The 13,849-nt window shown below is 34.4% G+C and carries 18 protein-coding genes and 1 pseudogene; 14 read left to right on the top strand and 5 right to left on the bottom strand.

What is annotated here, in order from left to right; genetic code table 11:
* Positions 1–589: 589 nt before the first annotated feature.
* Positions 590–1,480 (bottom strand): ribokinase, encoded by an 891-nt coding sequence (locus NST60_RS22255; RefSeq protein ID WP_254415379.1) that lies wholly within the window; start codon positions 1,478–1,480, stop codon positions 590–592.
* Positions 1,481–1,625: 145 nt separating this feature from the next.
* On the opposite strand from NST60_RS22255, the gene NST60_RS22250 reads away from it, so the two are divergent.
* The 12 genes and pseudogenes from NST60_RS22250 (at position 1,626) to NST60_RS22195 (ending at position 7,694) form a co-directional block, all read left to right on the top strand.
* Entirely contained in the window at positions 1,626–2,357 is a 732-nt protein-coding gene (locus NST60_RS22250) for a hypothetical protein (RefSeq protein ID WP_341100183.1), read from the top strand.
* A 26-nt stretch (positions 2,358–2,383) separates the two neighbouring features.
* Positions 2,384–2,653, top strand: a complete 270-nt coding sequence (locus NST60_RS22245) for a hypothetical protein (RefSeq protein WP_341100181.1) — start codon at positions 2,384–2,386, stop codon at positions 2,651–2,653.
* A gap of 102 nt (positions 2,654–2,755) precedes the next feature.
* Complete coding sequence (gene tnpA, locus NST60_RS22240; protein WP_061800923.1) at positions 2,756–3,241, top strand: IS200/IS605 family transposase; 486 nt, start codon at positions 2,756–2,758, stop codon at positions 3,239–3,241.
* 134 nt (positions 3,242–3,375) lie between these two features.
* The gene (locus NST60_RS22235; RefSeq protein WP_341100178.1) at positions 3,376–3,690 is read left to right on the top strand and encodes a short-chain dehydrogenase; all 315 of its coding nucleotides are present in this window, start codon (positions 3,376–3,378) and stop codon (positions 3,688–3,690) included.
* A gap of 162 nt (positions 3,691–3,852) precedes the next feature.
* On the top strand, positions 3,853–4,182 hold the full coding sequence (locus NST60_RS22230) for an HIT domain-containing protein (protein ID WP_169188805.1): 330 nt from the start codon (positions 3,853–3,855) through the stop codon (positions 4,180–4,182).
* A 275-nt stretch (positions 4,183–4,457) separates the two neighbouring features.
* Positions 4,458–4,739, top strand: a pseudogene (locus tag NST60_RS22225) (DNA mismatch repair protein MutT); the annotation flags it as partial.
* Positions 4,740–4,844: 105 nt separating this feature from the next.
* Entirely contained in the window at positions 4,845–4,985 is a 141-nt protein-coding gene (locus NST60_RS22220) for a hypothetical protein (protein WP_254415376.1), read from the top strand.
* Between the two features lie 38 nt (positions 4,986–5,023).
* Positions 5,024–5,413, top strand: coding sequence for a GNAT family N-acetyltransferase (locus NST60_RS22215; protein ID WP_040343406.1), 390 nt, complete (start codon positions 5,024–5,026; stop codon positions 5,411–5,413).
* Positions 5,414–5,531: 118 nt separating this feature from the next.
* Positions 5,532–6,074 (top strand): DUF4269 domain-containing protein, encoded by a 543-nt coding sequence (locus NST60_RS22210; RefSeq protein WP_016203206.1) that lies wholly within the window; start codon positions 5,532–5,534, stop codon positions 6,072–6,074.
* 30 nt (positions 6,075–6,104) lie between these two features.
* A complete protein-coding gene (locus NST60_RS22205; RefSeq protein ID WP_254415375.1) occupies positions 6,105–6,815 on the top strand; it encodes an alpha/beta hydrolase family protein in 711 nt (236 codons plus the stop codon).
* A 22-nt stretch (positions 6,816–6,837) separates the two neighbouring features.
* Positions 6,838–7,413 (top strand): histidine phosphatase family protein, encoded by a 576-nt coding sequence (locus NST60_RS22200; RefSeq protein ID WP_254415374.1) that lies wholly within the window; start codon positions 6,838–6,840, stop codon positions 7,411–7,413.
* A 17-nt stretch (positions 7,414–7,430) separates the two neighbouring features.
* Positions 7,431–7,694, top strand: a complete 264-nt coding sequence (locus NST60_RS22195; protein WP_341100167.1) for a hypothetical protein — start codon at positions 7,431–7,433, stop codon at positions 7,692–7,694.
* Positions 7,695–7,791: 97 nt separating this feature from the next.
* Here the strand turns inward: NST60_RS22195 and NST60_RS22190 are convergent, their stop codons facing one another.
* Positions 7,792–9,021 carry an IS110 family transposase gene (locus NST60_RS22190; RefSeq protein WP_100525939.1) on the bottom strand — a complete coding sequence of 410 codons (1,230 nt, stop codon included), beginning with the start codon at positions 9,019–9,021 and terminating at the stop codon, positions 7,792–7,794.
* 562 nt (positions 9,022–9,583) lie between these two features.
* Here NST60_RS22190 and NST60_RS22185 point away from each other — a divergent pair.
* Positions 9,584–10,027: a YxiG family protein gene (locus NST60_RS22185; protein WP_445304422.1), complete on the top strand. Its 444-nt coding sequence runs from the start codon at positions 9,584–9,586 to the stop codon at positions 10,025–10,027.
* 113 nt (positions 10,028–10,140) lie between these two features.
* Here the strand turns inward: NST60_RS22185 and NST60_RS22180 are convergent, their stop codons facing one another.
* From NST60_RS22180 to NST60_RS22170, 3 genes are all read right to left on the bottom strand, one after another.
* Entirely contained in the window at positions 10,141–10,383 is a 243-nt protein-coding gene (locus tag NST60_RS22180) for a hypothetical protein (protein ID WP_205835624.1), read from the bottom strand.
* 68 nt (positions 10,384–10,451) lie between these two features.
* Positions 10,452–11,147 (bottom strand): HAD family hydrolase, encoded by a 696-nt coding sequence (locus NST60_RS22175; protein ID WP_254415372.1) that lies wholly within the window; start codon positions 11,145–11,147, stop codon positions 10,452–10,454.
* A 284-nt stretch (positions 11,148–11,431) separates the two neighbouring features.
* Positions 11,432–11,872, bottom strand: a complete 441-nt coding sequence (locus tag NST60_RS22170; RefSeq protein WP_016203199.1) for a GNAT family N-acetyltransferase — start codon at positions 11,870–11,872, stop codon at positions 11,432–11,434.
* A gap of 106 nt (positions 11,873–11,978) precedes the next feature.
* Between NST60_RS22170 and pdxR the strand changes: the two genes are divergently transcribed.
* Positions 11,979–13,385: a MocR-like pyridoxine biosynthesis transcription factor PdxR gene (gene pdxR, locus NST60_RS22165; protein ID WP_341100160.1), complete on the top strand. Its 1,407-nt coding sequence runs from the start codon at positions 11,979–11,981 to the stop codon at positions 13,383–13,385.
* The last annotated feature ends 464 nt before the right edge of the window (positions 13,386–13,849 follow it).

The raw sequence follows: 13,849 nt of genomic DNA, 5'->3' as shown, positions 1-13,849 counted from the left end.
CATCATGTATTTTCGCCGTATTTCTATTTTAATCTTTTTTTGTTTGGGATAATGTGGTGACGTCAAGAAAAGAAAGACCGAATGCAAAGCCAAGAGCTGTAAAAGAGAACGTAAAATCTTTATGCGAGGGAAGAAAAAAATAATTAAATAGATAACTAGTTAAGCTGAATAAGATAAATAGACAAACGAATTGCAATATTTTTCCCCTCAGTAATGACCAGCTAAATTTATTCTTCCACTTGATCGTCGCAATCCATAGTAAGTAAAAGATAAAACATATAATGAAAATAGAGTATCCAATAATAAAGTAATAGGTAAAAGTACTAGTAAAATCTTTATAGAAAATGAACAAAAGGATTCCCGTGCTTGCGAAAAATAAGAAATATAAAAAGACGGTTAACTTACTTGAAAATTTATTCATATTGCACCTTCTGATAGATTGTTTTTATCTTTTTCATTATTATTCATCCTTTTCTACCCAAAAAAATTCATCCAATGTTCAGTTAAGGACATAACAAAGATCAAGACAAAGATTTACTTAAAAAGGCAGAATCACTAAAAGACCCTCCCTTTTTAAGCAGATCTATATTTAGATTGTCTCGATTACTTCTTGCCATGTTGGAATGGAAGAAGCGGCTCCTTTTCGAGTTACTGCAATGGAAGCTGCCTTTGCTGCAATTTGCAAAGATTTTTTTATATCAGTATGCTGCGAAATTTGACTTAAAAAATAACCTAAGAAGGTGTCACCAGCAGCAGTAGTGTCGACTGCATCTACTTTATAGGATGGTTGTCTATGTTCTTGAACACTATCTTTATAAATCACGCCTTCTGTGCCTAAAGTTAACACTATTTTTAGCTGTTTGTTTAATGACAATAGTCTTTGAAAAATCTTGTCATTCATGTTTTCACCTGTAATTGCCTTTGCTTCTATTTCATTTAAAATTAAGTAATCAATTTTAGAAAAGCCTAGTTTGGTAATTGTTTCATTAATTGGAGATGGATTAAGGGCAATTTTTAATCCTTTTTTGTGTGCTTTTTCCACTATGTATTCTAAATCGTTGATTTCGTTTTGCAATAGCAGTAAATCGTCCTGCGAAAAATTCACTAGAACATCGTTAATTTGATCAATTGTTATTTCTTTATTTGCTCCGCCAAATAAAAGAATACAATTTTCCCCACTGGAAGAAACTTGAATAATCGCATGACCTGTTGTGGTCCCAGTTTCTTCAATCCAATCAATATTCACATTCGATTCAGATAAAATGTCTTTCAAGAATAGACCGTCTTTTCCAATCTTTCCCGTGTGGTAGACTTCTGCTCCAGCTTTAGCAAGCGCAATCGATTGATTTAACCCCTTGCCTCCAGGAAATTCTTCATAATTCGTCGAAGACAACGTCTCACCCGCAGAAACGAAATGAGGAACGGAATATACCTTATCAATATTTAAAGATCCAAAGTTTAAAATTTTCAAGCCATTCACCTCTGCATTTTAACTTATCTATAGAATAGCATTGATTTTACTTTATATAAATGGGAGAAGTTTGTTAAAGTTAGAAGTGAAGAGGAATTTTTAGGAAGTAATGTATAGTTCTTTACTTTATATGTATCTAGGAAAAGGAGTAATTATGCGAGTTGTCCGGCAATTTATAATAATAGCATTAATCTTTAGTATGTTAAGTGGATGTGAGACGAAGAAGATTGAATATGCTAGAAATGCTAATGTGATAACCATTAAAAATCAATCAAAAATGGCCGCTGAAACTTCAACCTTCTTATTAAAACGAGAAGAATCCAAGCTTACACTAAAGAGTGCAAATAATAATGTACAAATAGAATTACCCTCTAAGGAGTCTGAAATTAAGAGCGTACAATTATCCTACGATCAAAAATATGCAGCAATGGATATCTGGGATAAAAAAGGACTAAGTGTATATGTAGTTAATCTTCAGTCGGGAGAAACACTTAATCTTATCGAAAAAATTGGAGATGAGGATAACTATATGGGGTATGATCCTCCATTTGGGATTGCATGGTCTCCTAATGAAAATATAATTACTATGATAGGTGGCTACCCAGAAAGTGCCAGAGTGTATATGTATCATCTGGAAATGGATGAATGGAAACAGTATTATACTGCTTCACTTATATACGAAAATATATATGGAGTGAAGTGGGGGCAGGATGGACAGAAATTATATTATCTAGTAGATTCTTTAGAAAATAAAAGTGAAAAAACAGTAAATAGTACAGAAATAGAAGTAGATCATACTTTAATTGGTGGAACTATAGAAGAATATGAGCTTAGTAACGAAGAAATTATGAATGATTGGTTAGATACTGAAAGGGAGTACCGATAAACGATTTAAAAGGGGGTAGCAGTGAAATGACGCATGTATTAATTATTGGCGGCACAGGAATGCTTGTTGAGGTATCTAGATGGCTAGCTGAACAAGAAGGCTACAAAACATCTATTGTTGGGAGAAACCCTGTTCCTATGAATAGATTAGTAGATAACTTGAATGCTAAAACGAAAATAACTCCATTATTGGTTGATTATACAAATTCTACTGTATTTAGAGAGATGTTAAGTTGGACCATTCAACAGAATGGGCCAATTGATTTTATAGAAAAGAAAACCCTGGGCTATGCCTAGGGTTCCAAAAAGCTTACAGCGTGGTATTAAAAAAACTTCCTCGTGGTGCTAAAATATTTTTTGGTTCGCCAACCGAAAATAAATAGCCAGGAGGAAGTCCTTATGTCAAAAGACAATAATAGTTTAGCACACACAACTTGGAATTGTAAGTATCACATAGTATTTGCACCAAAATATAGAAGACAAATAATTTACGGGAAAATAAAGAAAGATATTGGGCAAATCTTACGTACCTTGTGTGAGAGGAAAGGCGTAGAGATAATAGAAGCAACTGCGTGTAAGGACCACGTACATATGTTAGTGAGTATTCCGCCAAAATTAAGTGTATCAGCATTCGTAGGATATCTAAAAGGAAAAAGTAGCTTGATGATATTTGATAGACATGCACAACTGAAATATAAGTATGGAAATCGAAAATTTTGGTGTACAGGATATTATGTAGATACGGTAGGAAGAAACAAGAAGGTAATTGAAGAATATATCCGTAATCAAATACAAGATGATCTAGTCGCAGAACAATTAACGATTATGGAATATATTGATCCATTTACAGGGGAAGAAGTGAAGAAAAAGAAACGAAAAAATTAGGAGAGAAGGCCTTTGAGGTCTGGCCAGTAGAAGTAGTACAATTGGCGAACCTTTCAGTAGCCCTTTAGGGTTTGGTCAGTAACAAAGGCTTTCAGCCGCAGAGAAAACCACCCGTTCTCACGGGTGGTCCTTATTTGGTTGTTGCATGGGTTCATTCTATAGGGGAAAATACATTGAATATAGTAAAGGACGAAGTTTCTAAGGATGGACATAAATGGTGTTTATTCCACATTATTGGTAGTAGTTCAGATTTATCGGAAATAAAGAAGGAAATAGCCATTCCAGAAAATTGCAGCTATTATCAGATTCAACTAGGTTTCATTTTGGAAAAAGACCATTCAAGATGGCTAACACATGAAGAGATTTCAGATGGGGTAATCGAAGCCATAAAAAATAAAAGGGAGAGAAAAATAATAGGCGTAATCGACCCATGGGATAAAAGACCATAAAATTTATCCCACTCAAAAAGCTCAGTAAGACCAAACGGCAATCTGGAGAAAATCACTCTCTCGTAATGAATCGTCCGATAAATGCACTAATCATCAGTGGAGGAAGAGGAAAATCCAACTGATGGAAGTTCCGTTATTAAATAATAAACAGGAGGAACCAATATGACAGAAGATTTCTATTGTGACGAGGTTCTTAGCGGAAAAACAACGGTTAGAAAAGTTATGGAAACAGAAAATGTCTTAGCTTATTATCATACAAAACCCTTCTATCCAATCCATATCGTTACTATTCCGAAAAAACATATCGCTTCTCTAATTACTTTAGAAGAAGCGGATAATAATTTACTATTGGAGCTTTTTGGTGTTATAAAACAAGTGGCTGCTACAGTAACTCAAGAGCATGGTGCATGCAGAGTTATTACCAATATCGGGAAGTATCAAGATTCAAAACATTTACATTGGCATATTGTTCATGGTAACCCACTAAAATAAATAGAAAAATCTCAATAAATCTATAGGAAAAGGGCCTTTCTAAAAAGACCCCTTCTTTGTTAATCTAGTGTATAAATTGAATGGAATAGTTGGTGTTAAAAAAGGAGTCTCTTCCTTAAAAAATAAGGAAAAGGTGAATATTAGTGCGAAATAGAGGTTCTGTTGTCATTATAGAAGAGAATAAAGTTTGTTTAATAAAAAGAGTAAGAGAAAGTTCGACTTATTATGTTTTTCCAGGTGGAGGAATCGAAAAAGAATAGAAACCAGAGGAAGCAGCTATACGGGAAGCATTCGAAGAGTTAGGTGTAACGGTTGGAATAAGAGAATGTCTAGCGGAACTAGAGTATCAAGGAACTCAAAATTTTTTCTTAGCGAATGTAGTTAGTGGAACGATTGGATCAGGAAAAGGGGAAGAATTTACTGATCGTAATCAAGATCGCGGTACTTATTTGCCGATGTGGGTAAAAATAGAGGATTTAACGGCTATTGATGTAAAACCAAGAGTGACAGCAAACAAAGTGGAGGATTTATTTGCTAGAAAAAGATTTTTTTTGTAATAATGACCTTTATTTTAGAAGGTCATTATTACTATCAGTATCTTAATTGTTCAATTGGTTTTAAAGAGTTAATGCTATTATTTTTACGAATTTAACGGTGAGGTAATGGTTGACCGAGTCGCTAAAAATAATATACCAGGGCAAAAACTTCTAGTAGATTATGGATTTACTTATGAAGATGTTAGTGAGCCAGATATAGTTTTGGTTAAATTAACAAAAGAAGATTTTATAAAATTATCTATTTAAAATAAAGCAATCAGTAGGTGAATGACATGAAAGTAGAACTGCGTACATTTAAAGAGAAACAAATAAAAGCCAGTGAAGTGATGGAGCTTTATAAAGATGCTGGGTGGTGGAATGAAAGAACGGAGCAAGATATGGAAAAAATGTTATCCCAAGCATTAGCGGTAGGCGCATGGAAAAATAATACGCTTATAGGCTTTGCAAGAGCTATATCAGATGGGATTTTTAGAGCTTATATTGAAGATGTAGTTATTCATAGCTCTTACAATAGAAAAGGAATCGGTACTCAACTTATTGATAAATTATTAAAGGAATTGTCTGATATAGATGTAATTAGTTTATTTTGTGAGGAAGATTTAATTACCTTTTACAGCAAAAATGAGTTTAAGAAAAGCAAGTCACAGTTTGTATTGCATAAAGTTAAGCGATGAAAAGGTATAATTTTATTGTACTTATTCATTATCAGAATAATCGAAATTTTTTTTACGGAGAGCAGGACGGAAGAAATAAAGCATAAGTTATTAATCTATATTAGGAGATATATTAAACATGGACTGTCCAATATTTGATACACTAGATTATTTACGGTTAGGGAACGAAAAGCAACAACATGCCTATTTAGCATTAAAGAAACTAAATATATACGAAATTTTACATCCTTATACGCCTATCCTATGTGGAACGATTCCAATTGGCGTGGATATAGATAGTTCCGACTTAGATATAATCATGGAAGTCCATGAAGTTGAAACTTTTAAACAAATTGTAACCGAGCATTTTGGTAAAATGAGAAATTTCAGCTTAAAAAGTTTAATGATTAGAGAAGTGGAAGTAACAAAAGCAAATTTCTTTTTTGAAGGATTCGAATTTGAATTATTTGGTCAACCAATTCCTGTTAAACAGCAATATGCCTATCTACATATGATAATTGAACATGCGATTTTAAAACTGGATCCGTCAGTAAAAAAGGAAATCCTTTCACTAAAGAAACAGGGATACAAAACAGAACCGGCTTTTTGTAAGGTACTAGGGTTAAAAGGAGATCCTTATCTTTCACTGATCCAGTATGGGAAAGTGAAGAGGTTCATTTAAATATGGGCGAAAAAGGGAAGGGGACATACAGTGGAAAGACAAATGATCGGTGAATATAAGTTTTATGCATCTAGTAATGAACTACAAGATAAAGAGAAAATTGTAATTCTTTATCATGGGTGGGGTGGATCTTCAAAAGGTTACATGGAGTTGGCAGAAGAAATGGCCAAAGAAGGATTTATCGTTTTAATACCTGATATCATCTATCATGATGAAAGAAAACCATTGGAAAATCACTTTGATTCCATCGTTACACGAAAGTACTTTTGGAATACAGTTCTCCAGACTATTGATGAATTTGATGAGTTTGTGAGAGTAGTAGGGTTAAAGAAGAAAAATATTATTTTAGTAGGTAATTCTATGGGTGGGTTCATTGCAAATGGTATCTTTGCAATGAATCCAAACATAAGTGGCTTAGTAAGTATAAATGGATCTGGTTCATTTGTACTTACCGAAAAAACATTTCGCCTGCGGGATAAAAGAGAAGGGATGACTCAAGAAGAAGAGAATCAATTAAAGAAATATGATCCAATGGACAAACCGAGCAGTTTATCGCCTGTTCTTCTTATGCATGGGGATAGTGACACCATTATACCGATCGAGGGACAAGAAAACTACTATAAGTATCTTACTCAAGAAGAAAAACGCACTAATATAGAATGGGAAATTTTTAAGAAGGTAAATCATGAATTTACTCCAGCCATGATGGAGAAATTAATAGGTTGGTTAAAATCAATATAGTTTTTAAAGGAAGAGGGATCCGATGGAATTAATCTTTATACGTCACGGGGAGGCAGAACATACGCTTGATCTACCAACTAGTCTAAAAATGAGAAATCCTTCTCTCACCAAGAAAGGAATGGACCAAGCGAATGTGTTAAAGGAGAACTTTCCTTTAACACATGAGGATATTGTTTTCATTAGTCCTTTGGTACGAACTATGCAAACAGCATTGCTTTGGAGTGAGGGGATTCATTGTAGAAAAATAGTAACTCCTTATATTTCACCAAGAATGTTCCCTATCTTACCTAATAAGCAGACATTACCATGTGATGAAATGATGGGAAAGGAGAGAATAATAGATTTATTTCCTTCCTATGAACTAGATGTCAATGCTCCCTTTTCATTAGAGCATGAGGGATTTAATACTGTAGTAGAAGAAAAATTTAGAAAATATGCAGAAGAATTTTTATCAAATTGCAGCCAGTTACAAAAAGAGAAAATCTATATTGTATCTCATGATGGCACAATAACATCCTATCGCCAGTTACTATTAGGCAGAGAATTAAGCAGAGACGATTTTCCTAAAGAGGCCGGCTGGTTTCGGATAAATTGTTAAAATGGGATGTATGTGAAATGTCGATAAAAAGAAAATTCGGGAACTATAAAGGCGGGGATCGGATACTAGAAAAACAATATGCTCAAGAATTTATAAAAACAGAGGAGTTTACAGGTTATGTATCTTTATTTCACACAATTAAAATAATAGAACCATTACGGAAAAGATATAACCAAAAAGAGGTTTGTATTCTCGGAAATGGCTATATGTGGCTACACCAGTATCCTCTCCATAAAAATCACGCCATCACTACGATGTTTAATAAAGGCTGTTTTGTATGAAAACTCTTTAGGTAAAAGGCAACACTAAGCTGAACCTTCTAAATTTGAACTTTTTTAAAAGGCTAGGAATGATTAAATATAGTGCTTTTGTTATTCATTAAGCAATTTGTTCATTAGTGGGTTCAATACGATACCCTTTCCTTTTTAAGTATTGAATCATTTTTTGTTCTTTACTTTGTTCGAGATCAACATAATCAGGGCCTAGTTCCTGATATGGTTGCCTTGTTTTTAAAATATTGTAAGCAATTGTTAGGATTAAATGAGCGGAAGCGATCCGTGCTTTCGATTTTCCTTGTCGTTTCATAATTCTTTTTCTATGTGCAGATATGCGATTATACTGTCTATCTGTAGCCATGGAACATTCAACAGCGGTGGTTCTTAATGATTTGTTTCCGTACTGAGTTTTACCTGTTTTTTTTTTACCGGCACTCTCATAATTTCCTGGACTCACTCCAGCCCATGAGGCTAGATGTTTAGAACTTTTAAATACTGACATGTCTACACCCATTTCAGCTATAAAGATTGCGGATGCATTTTTATCCACACCCGGTATGGTATCTAGTAGTTCGCACTCCTCTTGATAAGGAATAAGCGCTTGGTCTATGCGTTCAACTACTTTTTCGATTGTTTCATCGATGTGATTGATATGGTCCCAATGGAAACGTAACATATCAATATGATGTTTACGTATTCCACCGTTAAGGGCTTCTGCAATATCTGTTGTGCTCGCCTTAACTCTTGAATCAACCATTTGTTGAAGTTCAAACACACCTATTTTTTCGCCGTTTATTAGGGCTTCAATAATGCGACAACCAGTGACACCAAAAATGTCAGATAAAACAGAAGTTAGTTTAATATTTGCATCCTGTAGAATTTTGTGGATTCGATTGCGCTCAGAAGTTCGTGTATGGATGAGTTTTTTACGATACCGGGTTAAATCTCGCAAATCACGAATTTCTTTGGGCGGTACAAAATTTTTTTCAATTAGTCCAGAACGCAAAAGTTTAGCTAACCACTCCGCATCTTTTACGTCTGTTTTCCTTCCGGGAACATTTTTAACATGTTGGGCATTGGCGAGGATTAATTGGAAGTCACATTCTATAACATTCCAAACGGGCTTCCAATATACACCGGTACTTTCCATTACAGCATCCGTTATTTTGTGTGAGGATAGCCAGTCGCTAAGTGCCAAAAGGCCACTTGTGGTTGTTGGAAAGGTTTGAATCTCTTTATTTGGTTTTTTATCTAATGAACCAAATAAAACACAAGCAACTACTGTTTCTTGGTGTACATCTAGGCCTGCACACCGTTCAATCATAGCTTCCATATAATCACCTCAAAGATTTTTAATACAATACAAGCGACAGAAGTCATCATACAAAATTTTTGTATTCGTGTTTATAAACACATTAGACGGTTCTTTTAAACTGTCACAACCAGTTTTTCTAACGGGGTATCAACTTGTATTGATCCACCAAACAGTCTTCGGACTGGTCGTATTGTACTATTAATTATGGTCAGGTGTTAAGTGGTTTAGACTTTCTATCATGGGATAGGAGCAAGTTTTCATGATAGACGGTGGCGGCGGGTAACGCCGCCATGAGAGTTTTTCTAAAGGATTGTTGTTTTTTCAATAGGAAAAATGAATTATTTGGAAAAATGGAGCAGCCGGAATACACGAAGACGCCTGTGGGATTAGCGAGACAGTCTGAGATCCAGCAGGCCAAGCGGCTCAGATTCTTGGTAGGAAGAAAAGAAGCATATTGGAGAATGCGGTAATTCCTCAAGGTATGCTAATGAAACCCGTATAACATTACAAGCGTTCTCAAGCTAATCAAGAAATAGGGAGGATGAGTTAAGGTGTCAGTTAATTTGGATACAGAAAAAAACTGCAACAGTTTTTTTCTGAAATAGAGTATCAAACTATTGTTGACTTGAAAGTTAATTATCTTAAAGAAACTATTTCCCTTAAATTAATAAGTGTTAATAATGCTGAATTAATCAAAATTAATATTATATTTAATCAAGTCATGTCTTATTATATTTATCAAGAACCAGAGTATGATACGTATAGATTAAATGATTTTGATGAAAATTCCAATTTGCTACTAACTGAATCAAGCTATTTTCCACAAGGATTTGGTAAAATTAAGATTGAGAGTCTTAATAGTGAATTAAAAGAAATAGAAACACTTTCATCTACAACAAATTTCTATTTTCAAGTTAATAATAAGGACTACTTCTTTATCGAAGCAAACTCCGTAAGTATAAATGGTAAAGAGTATAGAAACTTGATTGTAGATGATAAAGAATTAAAGAAACCATTAGGTTGAAAAAATTTACCATTACTAGCTAGGAATGTTTAAATGACTCTAGCTTTTTCTCCTGCTAAATAAATGACCAACTTTCTTTTTGGGTTTAATCCAAAAGGAACAGGTTTCAGTATTTACTTGCTTGATCTATGGGTTGAAGATGTTGTAGAAAGAGAACGATATAACTCATTGATGACTTTCAGTTCAATAGCATCAACTTCCCCAGTTATTCGCATCCGCTGAGTTGTATAGGCGATAGCCATGCCTTCATAAAAGCGTTGCTTCTCTGCAGAATCACTGCTTTTTGCATGTTCTTCACAAACGGAAATTAACTGATCTAATTCTGCCAGCAAATCTTGAAAAGAATTATCTGTCATAATAAACACCTCTGTTTCAAATATATGGACGATAATATTTATAGAATGAATACAAGTGTACAAATTATTTAAAACGAACTAAATTCCTTTTTCTTGTTTAAGTTTGTTATTAATTGAGGGATTTCAATTAGTTCATCAATAATAAAATTAGTTTTCGCACCATTCCACTGGTCATTTCTTTTCCAGACTGTCTCCATTCCTGCTTGTTTTGCGGCAATAATATCATTTTTAGGATGGTCACCGATAAAGATACATTCTTTCGGTGTTATATTTAATTTCATCATAGCACGTTGAAATATTTGTTGATCTGGCTTTTTCATCCCTTCCCATTCTGAAATAAGAATCACCTCAAAATAGGATTTGATTCCAAGGGAGAGAATATTATCCATTTGAAATCTGCCATTTCCATTCGAAATAATTGCTAGCTTAAGATGATTTTGTTTTAGTTGCTCTAGCATTTCGACTAGCCTAGGAAAAGGGAGGCAATCTTCTTTAAAATAAGTGAGATAATCTTCAAGAAGGTCTTCTGAAGTTAATCCTTTTATCTGATAGTCTTCAACTAGTTGCGTATAAACTTTATCTTTCCAGACATAGCCATGGTTATCTAATTCAATAAATCGTTCACAATAAGTTCGTTTGGAAATAGGAGAAAGAAACTTCTCCAATCTGTCATATTGTTTTACAATAAACTGTTTTACCGATGCATCTCTATCAAGCATCGTTCCATCCAAATCAAAGAAAGCGGCTTTAATCACTGTTTTCATAACCCACCTTTCATCCTAGATAGTTATATTTTCTTTGAAAAAGAAAGAAAATCCTTCCTAATTAAAGGATTTTCATATGAGAAGGCGAGTTTGAATATATATATTTTAGTTTAGGCTGTTTTCTAAAGGAATGTTGTTTTTTAATAGGAAAAACAATTAGTTGGAAAAATGGAGCAGCCGGAATACACGAATGCTCCTGTTGGATTAGCGAGACAGTCTTAGACCCTGCAGAAATGTAGTGACCCCAAAAAATTAGACATATATTTTTTTGAAAATACTTTTAGTTATATTTTCTTCAAATAAACATAGCTTACTTTTTCATATTCCATCTTCTCTTCATAAAAACGATGGGCATCGATACGTTGTAAACCAGAAGATAAAGACACGATAGGATAGTCATTGTCGATGGCCCACTGTTGAACATAGTCTAATAATATTTTTCCATGACCTTTTGAACGATGTCTGCTATCTGTAATTAATTCACAAACCCATATAAATTTGCCATTGTATAAGGTGATCATGGGCATATATCCACAAAGGGCAACGATTTCCTTTTGATTGCAAAGGGCAATCATACGGTATCCTTCTTTTTGAACCGATTCAGACACTAATGCAAGATATGTGTCCAAATCTAATTGTGTTCTTAATTGCTTCATAACTGGAAATGCTGATTTCCATTCTTCCTCTGTAGTCAATTCTTTCATGAGTAATTGTTCATTTATCATATCTATTCCTCCATTTCTAATCTTTAATGTAATTGGAATTTGGTATAATCTAAAGTATCAGATTTTATCTTTTTAATGGTATCAGTTGAATAGGGGGGATTAGTTAGTGTTAGAATTAACACCCATTTTACAGAAAGATAGTAGGGAGCCGCTTTATATTCAATTAGCTGAATTTATTAAACAAGAAATTATGAATAAACATATTTTACCTAATGAAAAATTACCTTCAAAAAGAAAGTTATCAACTCATTTGCAGCTAAGTTTAAATACAGTTCAAGCAGCCTATGATCAATTATGCGCAGAAGGATATGTAGAAAGTATTCCGCGAAAAGGATTATTTGTTTTGAACATTGATGAAGAATATAGCTATCAACTAGGTAAAGAAATCCCGCATGTGGAAAAGAAGAAAGAACAAATGAAACAAGTTAAAATGGATTTCAACTCAGGTAAGGTGGATACTAAATGTTTTCCTTACAATAACTGGAGAAAACTATCCATGCAATCCATATATGAAGATCAAAATTCATGGTTTGCAAATGGAGATCCACAAGGAGAGCTAAACTTAAGAGAACAAATTGCCAAGCATTTGTATGAGGCAAGAGCGGTGCATTGTTATCCGAATCAAATTGTAATAGGGGCAGGTACGCAAGTATTAATTGGATTACTTGTTTTATTGTTAGGAAGGGATAAAATATTTGCACTTGAAAACCCTGGCTATCACCGAGTTAGAGTGGTTTTACAGGATATGGGGATATCAACAATCCCTATTCCTATTGATGAAAATGGTATGGAGGTTTCTCATCTCAATAAAAGTAAAGCAAATGTCGCCTACGTAACTCCGTCTCATCAATTCCCATATGGAATGATTATGCCAATTACACGCAGATTTGAATTATTAAATTGGGCAGAAAAAAATAATGGCTTTATTATAGAAGATGATTATGACGGAGAATATCGCTATAAAGGAAAGCCAATTCCAGCACTTCAAGGTCTGGATGGAAACAATCGGATTATTTATTTAGGAACCTTCTCAAAATCATTAATGCCTTCCTTGAGAATCAGCTATGCTGTTTTGCCAGAGCCCTTATCTAGTGTATATCAGAATCATTTCACGGTTTATAAGCAAACTGTTTCTCGTATGCATCAAGATACATTGTACCGGTTTATTAAAGAAGGCTATTGGAATAGCCATTTAAACAAAATGAGAACATTATATCGAAAAAAGCGGCAAGTATTACTCCAGGCTATTCATCGATATTTAGATAGAAATGTAGAAGTGATTGGAGAAAATGCTGGACTTCATATTGTTTTAGAAGTGAAGACTGATTGGAGTGAAGCTAGATTAATTGAAAAAGCATTGGATTTTGGAGTGAAAGTATATCCTATGTCTCCGTATTATTTTCAAAATAACTATCCCGGCAATCCTAAAGTAATTATAGGATATGGCGGATTGACAGAATTGGAAATAGAAGCAGGGGTAGAATTGTTAATGAAGGCTTGGGAGTTAGTCTAGAATAAGGAGCAATCTGTGTCTCCCCTAATCAAAGAAGGCTGGGACATAAGTATTTCAGCCCAAGTTAAAACCAAACAATTACACGAAATTTCGTACGATTGTTTGGTTTTTTAATTAACTTGTAAAAGCTGTTTCAGTTGTTATCACCCGCAGCCTGAATACACTCCGCTTTCCGTGGGGCTCGCGCTGAGCCGCTTCGGCCTTTTTTGGCCTGCAGGGTCTCAGGCTTTCTCGCTATTCCTACAGGAGTCTCCGTGTATTCAGGCTGCTCCATATTTCCTACTAATTCATTTTTTTCTTGAAAAAACAATATTTTTTTAGGAAATAGGCTTTAAAAACGGAGTGAAATGGAGCGGAAGACACTCGACTCCTGCGGGAAATAGAGGAAAGGCTGAGCCCCCGCAGCGCAGCGAGGAGGCTCAGCTTCCTCCCCGCGGAAAGCGAGTGACTGCAGCGCAATGGAA

This window comes from Niallia sp. FSL W8-1348 (assembly GCF_038006745.1).
GTDB lineage: Bacteria > Bacillota > Bacilli > Bacillales > Cytobacillaceae > Niallia > Niallia alba.
This window is presented reverse-complemented; position numbering and strand designations above follow the sequence as displayed.

What these genes read in the sequence shown, in the direction of transcription:
- NST60_RS22220 (WP_254415376.1), top strand. Translation starts at nt 4,845, where the DNA reads ATGGTTGACCGAGTCGCTAAAAATAATATACCAGGGCAAAAACTTCTA.
- NST60_RS22250 (WP_341100183.1), top strand. Translation starts at nt 1,626, where the DNA reads ATGCGAGTTGTCCGGCAATTTATAATAATAGCATTAATCTTTAGTATG.
- NST60_RS22180 (WP_205835624.1), bottom strand. Translation starts at nt 10,383, where the DNA reads ATGACAGATAATTCTTTTCAAGATTTGCTGGCAGAATTAGATCAGTTA.
- NST60_RS22210 (WP_016203206.1), top strand. Translation starts at nt 5,532, where the DNA reads ATGGACTGTCCAATATTTGATACACTAGATTATTTACGGTTAGGGAAC.
- NST60_RS22195 (WP_341100167.1), top strand. Translation starts at nt 7,431, where the DNA reads ATGTCGATAAAAAGAAAATTCGGGAACTATAAAGGCGGGGATCGGATA.
- NST60_RS22200 (WP_254415374.1), top strand. Translation starts at nt 6,838, where the DNA reads ATGGAATTAATCTTTATACGTCACGGGGAGGCAGAACATACGCTTGAT.
- NST60_RS22170 (WP_016203199.1), bottom strand. Translation starts at nt 11,872, where the DNA reads ATGATAAATGAACAATTACTCATGAAAGAATTGACTACAGAGGAAGAA.
- NST60_RS22245 (WP_341100181.1), top strand. Translation starts at nt 2,384, where the DNA reads ATGACGCATGTATTAATTATTGGCGGCACAGGAATGCTTGTTGAGGTA.
- NST60_RS22230 (WP_169188805.1), top strand. Translation starts at nt 3,853, where the DNA reads ATGACAGAAGATTTCTATTGTGACGAGGTTCTTAGCGGAAAAACAACG.
- NST60_RS22190 (WP_100525939.1), bottom strand. Translation starts at nt 9,021, where the DNA reads ATGGAAGCTATGATTGAACGGTGTGCAGGCCTAGATGTACACCAAGAA.
- NST60_RS22175 (WP_254415372.1), bottom strand. Translation starts at nt 11,147, where the DNA reads ATGAAAACAGTGATTAAAGCCGCTTTCTTTGATTTGGATGGAACGATG.
- tnpA (WP_061800923.1), top strand. Translation starts at nt 2,756, where the DNA reads ATGTCAAAAGACAATAATAGTTTAGCACACACAACTTGGAATTGTAAG.